This is a genomic window from Bradyrhizobium sp. KZN70725 (genome assembly GCF_055264925.1).
In genome coordinates this window covers 106690-121137 of record NZ_JBUYWT010000007.1, presented here as the reverse complement: position 1 = coordinate 121137, position 14448 = coordinate 106690, and the positions used below count along the sequence as shown (strand labels likewise).

The window sequence follows — 14448 nt, the reverse complement described above, 5'->3', positions numbered from 1 at the left end:
ACGGACGTTCCTGATGCTGACCACCTCGCTCGCGATGGCCTGTGCCGCGAGCCAGGCGAATGCTGCCTGCAGCCCGGACTATACCGGCGTCACCCTGACGGTGGCGTCGCAGACCGGGCCGTATATCGCCTCCGCGCTCAAGCTCGGCGCGGACGAATGGGCGAAGAAGACCTGCGGCAAGGTCAATGTCGTGGAGTTTCCATGGTCCGAGCTCTATCCGAAGATCGCGACGTCGCTCACCGCATCGGACGCGACGTTCGACCTCGTCAGCTTCGCGCCGGCCTGGCTGCCGGATTTCGTGCCCTATCTCAGCGAGATGCCGAAGGAGATGCAGTCCGGCAAGGACTGGGACGATATCGAGCCGGCCTATCGCGAACGGCTGATGGTGTGGGAAGGCAAGATCTACTCGCAGTCGATGGATGGCGACGTCCACACCTATACCTACCGCACCGACCTGTTCAGCGATCCCAAGGAGAAGGACGCCTTCAAGGCCAAATACGGCTACGACCTCGCGCCGCCGAAGACCTGGAAGCAGTATCTCGACATTGCCGAGTTCTTCCAGCGGCCCGACAAGGGGCTGTGGGGAACGGCGGAAGCCTTCCGCCGCGGCGGTCAGCAGTTCTGGTTCTTCTTCAGCCATGCGGCGGCCTACACCAACAATCCGAACTATCCGGGCGCGATGTTCTTCGACCCCGAGACGATGGACGCGCAGATCAACAACCCGGGCTGGGTGAAGGGGCTCGAGGAGTACATCAGGGCATCGAAGCTCGGTCCGCCCAACGCGCTGAATTTCTCGTTCGGCGAGGTGAACGCGGCGGTGGCCGGCGGCCAGGTTGCGGAATCGATCGGCTGGGGCGACACCGGTGTCATCGCCGCGGAACCGAAGCAGTCGAAGATCTCGGGCAAGGTCGGTTCGGCGATGCTGCCCGGTTCGGACGAGATCTGGAACGCCAAGACCAAGAAGTGGGACAAGTTCCCGAGCGTGCTTCCGGGCCCGTTCATGGCATTCGGCGGTTGGCAGATCGCGGTGCCGAAGGCCGGCAAGAACCAGAAGGCGGCATGGGATTTCGTCAAGACACTGACAAGCCCTGAAGTGTCGGGCCAGGCGGCGATCACCGGCGGCAGCGGCGTCAATCCCTATCGCAAATCGCACACTGCCAATCTACAACTGTGGAGCAAGATCTTCTCGCCGGAAGAGGCCAAGGAATATCTCGGCGCGCAATCGGACTCCATCAATGCCAAGAACGTCGCGCTCGACATGCGTCTGCCCGGTTACTTCTCTTACACCGAGGTGGTCGAGATCGAGCTCGGCAAGGCGCTGGCCGGCCAGACCACGCCGCAGGCGGCGCTCGACGCGATGGCCAAGGAGTGGAATCGGCTGACCGACGAGTTCGGCCGGGCCAAGCAGCTCGCGGCCTATCGCGCGGCGATGGGCCTTCCGCCGAAGAACTAGCTTTCCAGTGAGACGTCCCGGATGATGCGCGAGCATCGTCCGGGACTTTACTTGCCGTCGACGAAGGGACGGAAAAGGAATCCATGGCGCACGTCGAGATCGAGAATGTCAGCAAGGCATACGGGCCCTACAAGATCATTGAAGGGCTCGACCTCAACGTGGCCGACGAGGAGTTTGTCGTGCTTGTCGGCCCGTCCGGCTGCGGCAAGACGACGACGTTGCGCATGATCGCAGGACTGGAGGCGGTGACGAGCGGAACTATCCGCATCGGCAATCGCGACGTGACGCAATTGCGTCCTGGCTTGCGCAATTGCGCGATGGTGTTCCAGAACTACGCGCTCTACCCACATATGACGGTCGGAGAGAACATCGGCTACGGCATGAAGGTGCGCGGGGAATCGCGCGCCAGCATCGAGAAGGCCGTCAGCGACGTTGCGCGCGTGCTTGACCTCGAACAATATTTGCAGCGCCGGCCCAAACAGCTCTCGGGCGGGCAGCGCCAGCGCGTGGCGATCGGCCGCGCCATCGTGCGCAGCCCGGATGTGTTTCTGTTCGACGAGCCATTGTCCAATCTCGACGCCAAGCTTCGCATCGAGATGCGGACCGAGATCAAGGCGCTGCACCGCCGTCTCGCCAAGACGATCGTCTATGTCACGCACGACCAGGTCGAAGCCATGACCATGGCCGACCGCGTCGTGGTGATGAACCGCGGCCGCATCGAGCAGGCGGCCGATCCGATCACGATCTACGAGAAGCCCAGCAATCTCTTCGTCGCCGGCTTCATGGGCGCGCCCAGCATGAATTTCATCCATGGCGAGCTAGTCGCCCGCGACGGCGCGCTCATTTTCACCGAGCCGTCGGGCACTGCGTTGAGAGTGCCGAAGTCACGCGAGGCGGCCTATGCCGGCAGCGTCGGCAAGCCCGTGGTGCTCGGCGTCCGGCCCGACCATGTGTTGCGGCAAGACGCATCGACAGGCTCTTCCGTCCGAATCCTTGTGAAAGACGTGGAGCCGCTCGGGCCGCACACTCTGGTGATCGGGACCGTCGGCCCATTCGCGTTCACGGCGCAAATGCCGGTCGGCGTCGCCGCGGAACCGGATCATGTCATCGACGTCGCGCTCGATCTTGAGCGAACGCACTTATTCGACAAGGCGTCTGGGACGGCTATTTGCTGATCCGCCGCAGCCTGGCTCGACAACCGCCTGCCTAGCTTAAGAAACCTCGCGCGCGCCGGACCGTATCGGACGGATACAGGCCGAAGGCCGAGCGGTACACCGCAGCGAAACGGCCCATATGCGTAAAACCCCACTTCAGCGCGACTTCGCTGATCGGGAGCATGTTCTCCGGTCGCGACAGTTCGTCGTGGATGGCCTCCAGCCGAATTTGTCGCAGATAGGCGACCGGCGTCGTGCCGTGGATTTTACGAAAGCCCAATTGCAGCAACCGGCTGCTGACCCCAACCGTTGCGGCAATATCCGAGATCGTCAGCGGCAGATGCGGATTGGCCCGCATATACTCGACCGCACGGCGAATGTAGCGCGGCGGCGCATCCCGCGGGTGGCGGCTCAACCGGTCGGTCAACCGATGAGGAACGTTCTCAAGGATGAGCTGTATGGCTGCTTCCGATAGCAGCGCGCTGGCTTTCGGAGAGCGTACCAGGATCCCGTCATACAAGCCGGTGGTGCTCGTGCGGACAAGCTGAAGAAGGGTCTGTCCAACGCCGGTCGACAAGTCGACGATCGGCGTTAGGTTGAGATCTTCCAGCGCCGTGCTCCCGAACGTCGCAGACAGCACCTTGGCAACTACGCCCGTATGCAAGGTGAGCGTGACGCTTGAGTATCGTCCATCGACCGCTTCGACCCGCTGCGCTTGCATCGTCGGAAGGGGGACGATGGCGATCTCGGAGGGGGTCCGCTGGATGCTCTTTCCTGCGATGAGCATTTCGGCCTGGCCGGCATTCAGCAGGCTTATTGCAAGCTCTCCGGCAGATTTCTCGTAAGAATAGCGCCAATCCCAACCGGCCGACAGATCGGCCCGCACGACGTCAAGTTCCGCGCCGATGGCTATGTCCGCATGCCAGCGAAACGATTCGTCAGGCCGCGGCGAGGAATGCGCATTGATCCCGTGGGGGTGGAGCATTTCAAGGAGTTCTTCGAACGAAGATCCCGATCGCGTGGGAGGTGCAGCGAGTACGTCTTCGACCATCAAATCCCAACCATCGGATGATTGCTGTTTCGCGGATTGCCCGATCCATCAGACCGGTTTTCCGCTGTTCAGGGCGTCCGCCACACGCATAGACCGCATCACCACACTAGCACAGCTTTGGTGATTTCGGGTCGCGTACCCTTTCTCACAATTTCTTCAATATCCGAATAGCGAACAGAATATCCAGGTCGCGCAATCGAGCCGCGAAAGCTGACATTTGATCTCATCCGCTCGCCGGCATCGCGCGAACGTTCCGATTCAATCCGCCGCGCCAACGTTCGAGAGCACCAGCGGATGCACAGCATTCGCGATCGACTGCTCTAGCCACAATCCGAACGCCTGCATCCGGAATGCGACGTCGTCCATGGACTCGTAGCCCATTTGGCCTAAATCGTCACGACCAACTCAAACGGGTTATGAAAGCATGCTTACAAGGATTACTTGCGTACTCGCGCTTACAGTTCTTTCGTCCATGCCTGCGCTGGCCGATGGTTGCGCAGATCACGTCCAGAGCACCGGCGTTCCCATGGTAACGGGCATGACGCACAAGACCTGGATGATCTTCCCGTCGGTCAATCCCGGTGCCGCCCTCGACAAGGTGTCCCGCGCCGTTCTGGCGGAGGGCTTTGTCGGTGTGAACGTCGACAAGAAACTCGGCACGCTGACCACCCAGCAGGACACCACCGGATCCGGCCGCCCACAAACGCTGCAAGTCGTCGTCCGCAAGGACGGCAAAGGCAGCCGCGTCGATGCGATCTTCAGCTTGCCGCCGGGACAGTTGGCTCCAGGTGTCGGCGATAACCTCTGCCGCGTCGTGAACGCGGCCGGCCAATGAACTTCGCCCATCTGTGAAGCGGGCTGACGCGCGAATTGTAACCGGCCGCGCGTGTCCGGGTGTCGTCCGGTCCGGAACCAGACGAGTTCATCCAAGTCGAGGGAATCGGGACGCAGGTGCCGGCCTGCGCCCACAGCAATGAAGCAGGAGATATGATGCGCAGGGCTCGCTTTGTGAAAGTTGTTTTGATGGCGACCACCGGTGCCGTGGTGTTTTCGGCCTCCGCCATTTCGGCTCCGTTGCAGCACGGTACCGGCGTTGCGGCGGCAGTGCCATCGTTGACCGAGAAGGTTTGGTGCCGTTACGGGCAGTGCTATGACAATGGCGGCGGCGCTGCCGTCGGCGGACTGGTCGGTGGCCTCATCGGCGGCGTCATCGCGGCCGGCGCAGCCAACGCCGCCGCGCAGCAGGAAGCTGCCGCCGCCCAGCAGCACGCGGCGTCCTGCGCCCAGCGCTATCGCTCGTACGATGCGGCGTCGAATACGTTCCAGGCAAAGGACGGCCGGCGGTATCCCTGCCAGTGAGACTGCCGCAGGCTTGCGGCGCCGGAACGGGGAGGAAGCGAACCCGCCGCTCCAGACAATAGCCCTCGGCGGCCACGCTGAGCACGAATGGAGCTCCGGCCCGTGAGCCGGAGCAGGCGTTCGAGCGCCCCAGGAGCCGCAAACGCGGCTTCTGGGGCGAATTGGCCAGGATCTTTGACTGAACGGGTTCCCGCTCCGCGCCTGGATGCGCGGATCGAGAGGCTTCATCGGGAATCGCAGAGCGGGCAGCCCACGGCGGCTTCTGACGCGACCGTTTTCCATGCTATCACGCGATCCGTCGAAACTGCGCTCGTGGCAGGATCTGCCCGAACCTTACGAATCCGGATCTCGATGATGCTGTCGCTTCCCAAGACCAAAATACGCGTGCTGCTGCTGGAGGGCGTGAACGAATCCGCGGCCCGGATGTTTGAGGCGAACGGCTATACCGAGCTGCAGCGTCTGCCCAAGGCGCTGGGACCAAAAGAACTCAGGCAGGCGCTGTCGGGCATCCACATGCTGGGAATTCGCTCGCGGACCCAGTTGACCGCGGACATCCTGGAGGCCGCCGACCGATTGCTCGTTGTCGGCTGCTTTTCGGTCGGCACCAATCAGGTGGATCTCGACGCCGCGCGGAAGCTGGGAATCCCCGTATTCAACGCGCCATACTCCAACACCCGCAGTGTGGCGGAGCTGACCATCGCCGAGATCGTGATGCTGTTCCGCCGGATCTTTCCGCGTTCGGTCTCCGCACATGCCGGCGGCTGGGACAAGTCCGCCGAAGGCAGCCGCGAGGTGCGCGGCAAGACGCTCGGCATCGTCGGCTACGGCAACATCGGCTCGCAGCTGTCGAACCTCGCCGAAGCCATGGGCATGCGCGTGATCTATTTTGATCAGACCGACAAGCTCCGCCATGGCAATACCGAGCCCGCCGAATCGCTCGACGCGTTGCTCGCAGCCAGCGACGTCGTATCGCTGCATGTGCCGGAGACGCCGGCCACCGCCAACATGATCGGCGCCGCCCAGCTCCAGCTGATGAAGCCTGAGGCCTATCTGATCAACAACTCGCGCGGCACCGTGGTCGATCTCGATGCGCTGGCGAGCGCGCTGCGCGAGGGCCGGCTGGCGGGTGCTGCGGTCGACGTGTTTCCGGTCGAGCCGGTGTCGAACGAGGCGCGCTTTGTCTCGCCGCTGCAAGGTCTCCCCAACGTCATCCTCACGCCGCATGTCGGCGGTTCGACGGAAGAAGCGCAGGATCGGATCGGCGGCGAAGTTGCGCGCAAGCTGATCGACTATTCCGATGTCGGGTCGACCTTCGGCGCGGTCAATTTTCCGCAGGTGCAATTGCCGGCGCGACCGACCGGCACCCGTTTCATCCATGTTCATCGCAACGTTCCCGGCGTCATGCGCCAGGTCAACGACGCGGTCTCCCGGCACGGGATCAATATCCTGGCGCAATATCTGCAGACCGATCCGGAAGTCGGCTATGTCGTGCTCGAGACCGACGTGGTCGGCGGCGAGGGCGAGGGACTGCTGGCCGATTTGAAAGCCATTGACGGCACGATCCGCGTGCGGGTGCTGTACGACGCGAACCGGCCGCAGGGGTGATCGACTTCGTCAATCCGCCGAGAAGCCGAACGGCACGCTCGAGGTCCTGAAATCGTCCGGAAGAATCTCGCGTCCGATCGGCGGCGCCGACCGCGCCGCGCATCTCGGCCGATGGCAGACCCGGCATGCGACGCCGATCGGCGTCGGCTCGTCGGCATTCGGTCCCTGTCCGTCGCGCGTGTAGATCAACTGGCCCGCATGTTCGGCGGCGCAGCCGATCGCGATCGCCCGCTCGACGCGGATGGCGCCGAACGCGCCGCCGCCGGCGGTCACGGTGCGGGCGATCGAAAAGAACCGCTGTCCGTCGGGCAGTTCCAGCCATTGGGTGACGATCTGGCGCGGCGTCTTGAAGATGTCGTGCACTGACCATAGCGGACATGCACCGCCGTGCTTTGCAAACGGAAAGCCGGCGCCGTCAAGCAGCTTGGAAATGTTGCCGGCCGGATCGACCCGGATCAGGAAGAACGGGACCTTTTCGAGACCCGGCCGTTGCAGGGTCGTGACACGGTGCGCGACCTGCTCGAAGCTGGTGCCGAATTGACGCGCCAGCGCCTCCAGATCGTAGCGGCGGGCCTCGACCGCTTTCGCGAACACCGAATACGGCATGATGAGTGCGGCGGCGGCGTAGGCCGCAAGCGCACGGCGTGCCAGCAGCTCGGCGCTTTTGGTCGTGAACTTGCCGGCTTCGACGGCGGCGCCGATCTCGTTTTCCAGTTCCAGATAGGCAAGTTGCTTGGCCAGCTGAAAATTGAGGCCCGCGGTATCGAGCGAGTCCTCCAGCAGCAATTGTCTGCGATGAAGGTCCAGTCGCCTGATCGAACCCAGCATGACGTTCGGCGGCAGATAGCGGACCTGGAGTTTATGTCGCTCCCGAAGCCGCTCGATAAATCCGGCGGGCCCGGCAGGTTCGTGGACGAGCCGCTCGGCGGCATCGTCGAGGCTGGCAAAATTGTTGCGGCGCGCGGCGAGAAAACGTCGGACCTCCGCAACGGGATCGTTGGCGTCAAAGTTCTCCTGGCCCGGTGAAGCGATCGCCATGTCCGGAGCCCTGCGCTCCGCAAGCGCCAGCTGCTCTTCGCGATAGGCGGTGTAGAGGCGCAGGAACGCCTCGGTCATTCCGGGATAGCTGACCGCGAGGTCGCTGACCTCGAGCGCGGGGATGTCGATGTCGGCAAACATCGGCTCCTTCAAGACGGACTGCATGCGGGCGGTGTGATCGGCACCGCCATCGCCAGCGAGATCAGCCAGATCGATCTTGTAGGTGCGGGCAAGCCGCAGCAGCATGTCGGCCGTCACCGGGCGCTGATTGCGTTCCAGCAGCGCCACATAGGGGGCCGAGATTTCGAGATCGGCGGCCATGTCGGCCTGGGTCAGCCCGAGGTCGCGCCGCAGCCGGCGTAGCCGCGGGCCCATGAAAACGGAACGGGCGCTTGAGGTTACCATCGCCTTATCCAAGGTTTGTAAGGTTATTACAACAATACATCGGTTTCTTGTAAGTTATGACAAGTTTTCCGCGCCAGGTCTAGCTCCCGATGACGCCGCGCGTCACAAACGGTGCAGTTATTTCGTCACCGAAGGGATCACGGACATGAACTTCCAACCGCGCGGGATCAGCGACCGGGCCATCCAGGGACCGGCTTCGTATCAGAGCGAGATCGAGGCGGCCGAAGCGCTGCTCAAGGGCAAGGACACCTGGAACGGCGTCACCGCCGAAGCCGTGGCGCGGATGCGCCTGCAGAACCGCTTCAAGACCGGTCTGGATGTCGCCCGTTACACGGCTGCGCTGATGCGCGCCGACATGGCGGCCTATGACGCCGACAGCACCAAGTACACCCAGTCGCTCGGCTGCTGGCACGGCTTCATCGCCCAGCAGAAGCTGATCTCGGTCAAGAAGCACTTCGGCAATACCGACCGCCGCTATCTGTATCTTTCCGGCTGGATGATCGCGGCGCTGCGCTCCGAGTTCGGCCCGCTGCCGGATCAGTCGATGCACGAGAAGACCTCGGTGCCGGCCCTGATCGAGGAGCTCTACACCTTCCTGCGTCAGGCGGATTCGCGTGAGTTGAACGATATCTTCCGCGCGCTCGATGCGGCCCGCAAGGAAGGCGACAAGGCCAAGGAAAAGGCGCTGATCGAGAAGATCGACAACTTCCAGACCCACGTCGTGCCGGTCATCGCCGACATCGACGCCGGCTTCGGCAATGCCGAGGCGACCTATCTGCTCGCCAAGAAGATGATCGAGGCGGGCGCCTGCGCCCTGCAGATCGAGAACCAGGTCTCCGACGAGAAGCAGTGCGGCCACCAGGACGGCAAGGTGACCGTGCCGCACGAGGTGTTCATCGCGAAGATCCGCGCCTGCCGCCATGCGTTCCTCGAGCTCGGCGTCGAAGACGGCATCATCGTGACCCGCACCGACTCGCTCGGCGCCGGCCTGACCCAGCAGATCGCCGTGAGCCACAAGCCCGGCGACATCGGCGACCAGTACAACAGCTTCCTTGATTGCGAGGAAGTGACGGCCGCCAACGCACGCAACGGCGACGTCATCATCAACCAGAACGGCAAGATGATGCGTCCGAAGCGTCTGCCCAGCAACCTCTACCAGTTCCGTCCCGGCACCGGTGCAGATCGCTGCGTGCTCGACTGCATCACCTCGCTGCAGAACGGCGCCGACCTCTTGTGGATCGAGACCGAGAAGCCGCATATCGAGCAGATCGCCAGCATGGTCGATCGCATCCGCAAGGTCATTCCGAATGCGAAGCTGGCCTACAACAACTCGCCGTCGTTCAACTGGACCCTCAACTTCCGTTGGCAGGTCTATGACGCGATGAAGGAAGCCGGCCAGGACGTCAGCAAGTATAACCGCGCCGAGCTGATGAAGGCGGAGTACGACGACACGCCGCTGGCGAAGGAAGCCGACGAGCGCATCCGTACCTTCCAGGCGGATTCGGCCAAGCGCGCCGGCATCTTCCATCATCTGATCACGCTGCCGACCTATCACACGGCTGCGCTGTCGACCGACAATCTCGCGAGGGAGTATTTCGGCGAGCAGGGCATGCTTGGATACGTCAAGAACGTGCAGCGCGCGGAGATCCGTCAGGGCATCGCCTGCGTCAAGCATCAGAACATGGCGGGCTCCGACATCGGCGACGATCACAAGGAGTACTTCGCCGGTGAGGCTGCCCTCAAGGCGGGTGGCGCCCACAACACGATGAACCAGTTCGGCTGATCGATCGAACGGATCATTCCGACATCGGCTGGACAGGCTGGCGCGCGAGCAGCCTTGCCTGTCCGCCTTGGCGGGGCGATTTTCGACCACGGTAACGCGGTCGAGATCGCCCCGCGACTTTTTTAGGCCCGCTTCCCCTCGAGCCCGCCATTTGCAGAGGTTCGCGCGTTCCACGCCCGTGTGGTAATGCGTCGCTGCGATCTTGAGGGCATGCCACGCGATGACTGTCGGGCACTACGCATCCGCCGTCACCAGCTCCGCCGTGATGGAACTGCTGAAGCCGTTCGATCCCCGTATCGTCGGAACGCTGCCGCTCGGCCTCGCCGTGCCCGGCAGCGACATCGATATCGTCTGCCATGCGTCCGACCCGAACGCATTCGCGGACATCGTTTGGGCTCACTATCAAGCGTGCGATGATTTCGTCCTCTTCCGGTGGACCTCGGGAACGCGGCCGGTGATTGCGCGCTTTGTGTGCGACGGCTGGCCGTTCGAACTGTACGGTGATCTGCGTCCGGTGGAGCAACAACGAGGCTGGATCCATTTCGAGGTCGAACGGCGGCTGCTTGCGCTTGATGATGGAGGGCTGCGGCGAGCCGTCAGGGAATTGAGGGCGGGCGGTCTCAAGACCGAGCCTGCGTTCGCTACCGTGCTCGGGATATCGGGCGATCCCTATCGTGGATTGCTTGAGCTCGCGGCCGAAACGGACGCCGAGTTACGTGCCCGGCTCGCGGCGTGCGATTTCGGCTGAGCGACAAATTGATAGAACGGCTTCATTCGCCCGGAACGAGGTGGCCGACCGGCTGCCGCGCGAGCCGCCGGTGCCTGCGACGGGACAGATAAAGCAGCAGGCCGGTCACGGCGAATAGCGGCATCATGGCGGCGGCCAGCATGAAGGCGAGCTTGCCGGGCCATCCCAGGATGGCGCCGCGGTGGATGTCGAGCACGCTGGCGAGGACGCGTTCGCCAAACGTCTTGTCGGAGTAGCGATCCGATGAGACGACGCGGCCGGTGAGGGCATCGATACGGAATTCGTCACGCACGGCCTCGCGCGACGAGTCCCGCGGCCATGACCGCACGCGCACGGCCGTGCCCGCGCCGGCCGGCATGGTCAGGAGGACCCTTCCGTAACTGTTGTTCTCCTGCTGCAGGAACGCCGACCAGACGTGATCGAAGGCAAGCGGCTTTGCCTCGGCGTTGGTTTCGGTCTTGGCTTCACCCTTGCTCTCTGCAGCCGCGCCGCCGCGCGGCGGTTTGGGCTGCATCGCGTTCGCCGCGGCTGTGGCCTGAGGCCGCGCGAACAGCCAGTTGGCGCCGGCCTTGTACCACTCGAACGAGTACCACAGGCCGGTCAGCGTCATCACCAGATAGACCGGCAGCACCCAGGTCCCGATCACGGCGTGCAGCGAGCGATACAGGCCGCGGCCGCGCAGTCCCAGATTCGGCTTCAGCCACATCTTGACGCTGCGCGCACGACGCGGCCAGCGCAGCACGAGGCCGGTGATCAGCATCACGATCAGGCAGATCGCGGCTGAGCCGGTGATCTTGCGGCCGATGCCATTGCCGTCGCCCGGCAACAGCAGCCAGCGATGCAGCTTGCGGACGGTTGCGAAAAAGTCCTCGCCGCGCGGCGAGCCGAGCACGTGCCCATCATAGGGGTCGACATAGACCGAGGACGGCCGCGTGCCGCCTTCGCTGCGAGCAAAACGGATGCGGTGCGCGGCCGATGGATCGCTCGACATCGTCACGGCCGAGACCTTGCCGAAATCGCCAGCCGCCGCCAGCCGCGCGATCAACTCGTCCGGCGTGAGCCGCCGGGCCGCACTGGCCTCGACGCGCATCATCCGACTGTTCAGGCTGGCCTCGATCTCATCCTCAAAGGCCATCGTCGCGCCGGTGAGGCCGACCACGGCCCACAGCAGCGCCAGCACGAGGCCAACCAGGGAATGGACCTGCAGCAGCGCAGCCTTGATTGGGCGCCAAACGTCACTCATCAGAATTTCACCGTCGCCGAGAGCGAGAAGCGCCGCGCGTCGCCCATCGCGACCGTCAGGATGCTGTTGGCCGAAGGGTAGTAGACCGTGTCGAACAGGTTCTTGACGTTGAACTGGTAGATGACCGGGAACGACTGGACCTTGGTCTCGTAGGTCGCAAACACGTCAGCGACCGTGTAGGCCGGCAGCACGAAGCTGTTCGCGGCATCGCCCGGCCGGTCGCCGACATAGCGCGCGCCGCCGCCGAGGCGAAGTCGGCCGGGCAGGGTGGTGCCGAAATCATAGACGAGGTAGAGCGATGCGGTGTTCAGCGCGACGTTCTGCAGGGCCTTGCCGGCGAGCGTCGGGTCCTCGGTTACGCGTGCGTCGGTATAGCCATAGCTGCCGATCATGCTCCAATTGTCAGTCAGCCTGCCGGTGACGTCGAGTTCGACGCCGCGCGAGCGAACCTTGCCTGCCGTACGGTACTCGACGATACCAGTCGTGGCGTTGAGCTGCGAAACCAACACGTTCTTCTTGTCGATGTCGTAGAGCGCAAGTGTGCCGGAGATCTGTTTGTTGAAGTCGAACTTGACGCCGGTCTCCCACTGGGTGCCCTCTTCGGGCGCGATGTTGGACCCGATCACGACGCCGCCGGTAAGCGGCGCGATGGTCGAGGTGGGTTTCAGCGATTGCGTGTAGCTCGCATAAAGCGAGACCTGGTCGGTGAGCTTGAAGATGGCGCCGCCGAGCGGCAGCACCTTGTCGGCCGAGACATTGGTATTGGTGATGAACGGGCGGCCCCTGCCGGCGAGCTGGTCGTAATCCATGTATCGTACGCCGCCGACCAGCGCGAAGCGCTCGGTCAGATGCAGCGTGTCCTGGAAGAACAGCGACCACTGGCCGAGCTTGTCGGTCTGCGCGCTATCGGCGGCGGACACCGTCGTCCCCGGCGTGATCAGCCCATAGATCGGATTGTAGAAGTTGAAGCTCGGCGTCGCCTGCCGGATCAGGTCGTCGCGGTAGATCGTGCGGTACTGGCCGTCACCGCCGAACAGCACCTCGTTGCGAATGTTGCCGAGCCAGACATTGCCCTGCAGATAGGAGGTGCCGTAGCTGGCATTGCTGAGCGAGCCCCATGTGCCGTCATTGCTGCGGGTCTCGACGCCGGTCTTGGCGTTGACGCCGGTGATGCGAAGCTGGTTGGCGCTGAAGGTCTCGGTGTTGTAGCTGTAGGCCGCGAACAGCTTCCAGTCCTGGTTCAGCCGGTGCTCGACCGACGCCTGCATCAGGTCGGAGGTGCCCCACATGTTGTTGAAGGGCTCGTCGAGCCGGCGCGTCGCCGGGATCGCCAGCGGCGCCTTGGTCACGGAATCGAATGCGGTGCCGCGGTCGAACGGCGTGATGAATTCGCGGTGCTCGTAGTTGAGCTGGACGGTGGTGTTCTCGCCGTACCAGGCCAGCGACGGTGCGACCAGCATTTCGCGATGGCGCCCGAAATTGCGCCAGTAATCCTCGCTCACGCCATAGCCGATAAAGCGATAGGCGAGTCCGCCATCGCCGATCGGGCCGGTGATGTCGATGGTGCCGTCGGCTCCGGTCCTGGAGTTGGCATAGGTCGAGCCGAGCAGGGTCACCGAACCATGCTGGTAGAGCTCGGGGCGCTTGCTGATCGTGTTGACGATGCCGCCGGGATCCATGATGCCGTACAGCAGCGACGCCGGGCCCTTCAGCACCTCGACGCTTTCGACCGCTGCGTTGAGGCTGCGGCCCTGCACCAGCGGCATGCCGTTGCGCATGATCGAGCCGTCGCGGTTGTCGCCGAAGCCGCGGCGCATCACCGCATCCTGGGTGCCGGCCAGCGTATTGGCCTGGGTGACGCCGCTGACATTGGCGAGCGCATCGTCGAGGTTGCGCGGCAGCTGATCCTTCAGCACCTGCTCGGGCACAACGTTGACCGTCTGCGAGGTGTCCAGCGGCGAGGCGCCGCTGCGCAGCGTGGTTGGGCTTGGCATCGCGCGGTAGTGCAGCTTGGCTTCGTTGAGCGCCGCGGCGGCAGCTGCCGCGCGCTCCGACGGTGTCGGCGGCGCCGGTTGGGCATTCCGGCTGCGCTGCCGTGCCGCGGCGGCCGCCAGCGTTCGCTGCGCCGGCTTTGCCGCGGCGGCAGCCGGCTTGCGCTTCGGCGTCGGTTGGTCGACCGAAACAGGCGGCAACGGGACGCTCGATTGGGCGTTTGCCGGCGTTGCCGGGGAGGCGACATCGGCGAGCAGGAATGCTGCGCCGATCAGCAGATGGGTACGGCCCTTGTCGGCGGCATTTCGACGGTCGCCGACAACCCGGCCATCAGCATTCACAGGCACTCTTGGACTTCCGATTCACGCGAACTCGTTCACGGCGCGCCTCTAGCAGTCGGCGTGCGCGAAAAGAACCGGAGCAGACTTGAATCTCTCTAACCGGAATGGATTTGAATCATTCTAAGACACGACAGGGCTCGCGCGTGTGCGCGAGCCCTGAACCTCGTGACCTGCTTGTCGCGTCTGCGCGTCAAATGGCCGTGCGATCGTCGCCTAAGGCTGCAGCCGTCGTCCTGTCACATCTCAGGTGTACGGTTTGCCGTAGGCCGCGCGATG

11 protein-coding genes are annotated in these 14448 nt (G+C 63.8%); 7 read left to right on the top strand and 4 right to left on the bottom strand.

Annotated elements, in window-relative coordinates; genetic code table 11:
• The first annotated feature begins 13 nt into the window (after positions 1 to 13).
• Entirely contained in the window at positions 14 to 1453 is a 1440-nt protein-coding gene (locus tag ACZBJS_RS09240) for an extracellular solute-binding protein (RefSeq protein WP_316396051.1), read from the top strand.
• An 83-nt stretch (positions 1454 to 1536) separates the two neighbouring features.
• Positions 1537 to 2628 (top strand): ABC transporter ATP-binding protein, encoded by a 1092-nt coding sequence (locus tag ACZBJS_RS09235; RefSeq protein WP_253603290.1) that lies wholly within the window; start codon positions 1537 to 1539, stop codon positions 2626 to 2628.
• 31 nt (positions 2629 to 2659) lie between these two features.
• On the opposite strand, the gene ACZBJS_RS09230 is transcribed toward ACZBJS_RS09235, so the two are convergent.
• Positions 2660 to 3658 carry a helix-turn-helix transcriptional regulator gene (locus tag ACZBJS_RS09230; RefSeq protein WP_316396038.1) on the bottom strand — a complete coding sequence of 333 codons (999 nt, stop codon included), beginning with the start codon at positions 3656 to 3658 and terminating at the stop codon, positions 2660 to 2662.
• 538 nt (positions 3659 to 4196) lie between these two features.
• Between ACZBJS_RS09230 and ACZBJS_RS09225 the strand changes: the two genes are divergently transcribed.
• The 3 genes from ACZBJS_RS09225 (at position 4197) to serA (ending at position 6622) form a co-directional block, all read left to right on the top strand.
• Entirely contained in the window at positions 4197 to 4493 is a 297-nt protein-coding gene (locus ACZBJS_RS09225; RefSeq protein WP_229192252.1) for a hypothetical protein, read from the top strand.
• 188 nt (positions 4494 to 4681) lie between these two features.
• Positions 4682 to 5017, top strand: coding sequence for a BA14K family protein (locus ACZBJS_RS09220; protein WP_229192251.1), 336 nt, complete (start codon positions 4682 to 4684; stop codon positions 5015 to 5017).
• A 351-nt stretch (positions 5018 to 5368) separates the two neighbouring features.
• Positions 5369 to 6622 carry a phosphoglycerate dehydrogenase gene (gene serA, locus ACZBJS_RS09215; RefSeq protein ID WP_316396037.1) on the top strand — a complete coding sequence of 418 codons (1254 nt, stop codon included), beginning with the start codon at positions 5369 to 5371 and terminating at the stop codon, positions 6620 to 6622.
• Between the two features lie 9 nt (positions 6623 to 6631).
• Here serA and ACZBJS_RS09210 read toward each other — a convergent pair whose 3' ends face one another.
• Entirely contained in the window at positions 6632 to 8065 is a 1434-nt protein-coding gene (locus tag ACZBJS_RS09210) for a helix-turn-helix domain-containing protein (RefSeq protein ID WP_076829069.1), read from the bottom strand.
• 145 nt (positions 8066 to 8210) lie between these two features.
• Between ACZBJS_RS09210 and ACZBJS_RS09205 the strand changes: the two genes are divergently transcribed.
• Together ACZBJS_RS09205 and ACZBJS_RS09200 are read left to right on the top strand one after the other, a co-directional pair.
• Positions 8211 to 9848, top strand: coding sequence for an isocitrate lyase (locus ACZBJS_RS09205; RefSeq protein WP_057018867.1), 1638 nt, complete (start codon positions 8211 to 8213; stop codon positions 9846 to 9848).
• Positions 9849 to 10068: 220 nt separating this feature from the next.
• A complete protein-coding gene (locus ACZBJS_RS09200; protein ID WP_057018866.1) occupies positions 10069 to 10596 on the top strand; it encodes a DUF4269 domain-containing protein in 528 nt (175 codons plus the stop codon).
• 22 nt (positions 10597 to 10618) lie between these two features.
• On the opposite strand, the gene ACZBJS_RS09195 is transcribed toward ACZBJS_RS09200, so the two are convergent.
• Both ACZBJS_RS09195 and ACZBJS_RS09190 read right to left on the bottom strand, forming a co-directional pair.
• Entirely contained in the window at positions 10619 to 11839 is a 1221-nt protein-coding gene (locus ACZBJS_RS09195; protein ID WP_463438656.1) for a PepSY-associated TM helix domain-containing protein, read from the bottom strand.
• Entirely contained in the window at positions 11839 to 14172 is a 2334-nt protein-coding gene (locus ACZBJS_RS09190) for a TonB-dependent siderophore receptor (RefSeq protein WP_463438671.1), read from the bottom strand. Before ACZBJS_RS09190 ends, ACZBJS_RS09195 begins: the two co-directional genes overlap by 1 nt.
• Positions 14173 to 14448: the final 276 nt, after the last annotated feature.

Coding starts and splice junctions, on each gene's coding strand:
- ACZBJS_RS09240 (WP_316396051.1), top strand. CDS start 14: ATGCTGACCACCTCGCTCGCGATGGCCTGTGCCGCGAGCCAGGCGAAT.
- ACZBJS_RS09235 (WP_253603290.1), top strand. CDS start 1,537: ATGGCGCACGTCGAGATCGAGAATGTCAGCAAGGCATACGGGCCCTAC.
- ACZBJS_RS09230 (WP_316396038.1), bottom strand. CDS start 3,658: ATGGTCGAAGACGTACTCGCTGCACCTCCCACGCGATCGGGATCTTCG.
- ACZBJS_RS09225 (WP_229192252.1), top strand. CDS start 4,197: ATGACGCACAAGACCTGGATGATCTTCCCGTCGGTCAATCCCGGTGCC.
- ACZBJS_RS09220 (WP_229192251.1), top strand. CDS start 4,682: ATGGCGACCACCGGTGCCGTGGTGTTTTCGGCCTCCGCCATTTCGGCT.
- serA (WP_316396037.1), top strand. CDS start 5,369: ATGATGCTGTCGCTTCCCAAGACCAAAATACGCGTGCTGCTGCTGGAG.
- ACZBJS_RS09210 (WP_076829069.1), bottom strand. CDS start 8,065: ATGGTAACCTCAAGCGCCCGTTCCGTTTTCATGGGCCCGCGGCTACGC.
- ACZBJS_RS09205 (WP_057018867.1), top strand. CDS start 8,211: ATGAACTTCCAACCGCGCGGGATCAGCGACCGGGCCATCCAGGGACCG.
- ACZBJS_RS09200 (WP_057018866.1), top strand. CDS start 10,069: ATGACTGTCGGGCACTACGCATCCGCCGTCACCAGCTCCGCCGTGATG.
- ACZBJS_RS09195 (WP_463438656.1), bottom strand. CDS start 11,839: ATGAGTGACGTTTGGCGCCCAATCAAGGCTGCGCTGCTGCAGGTCCAT.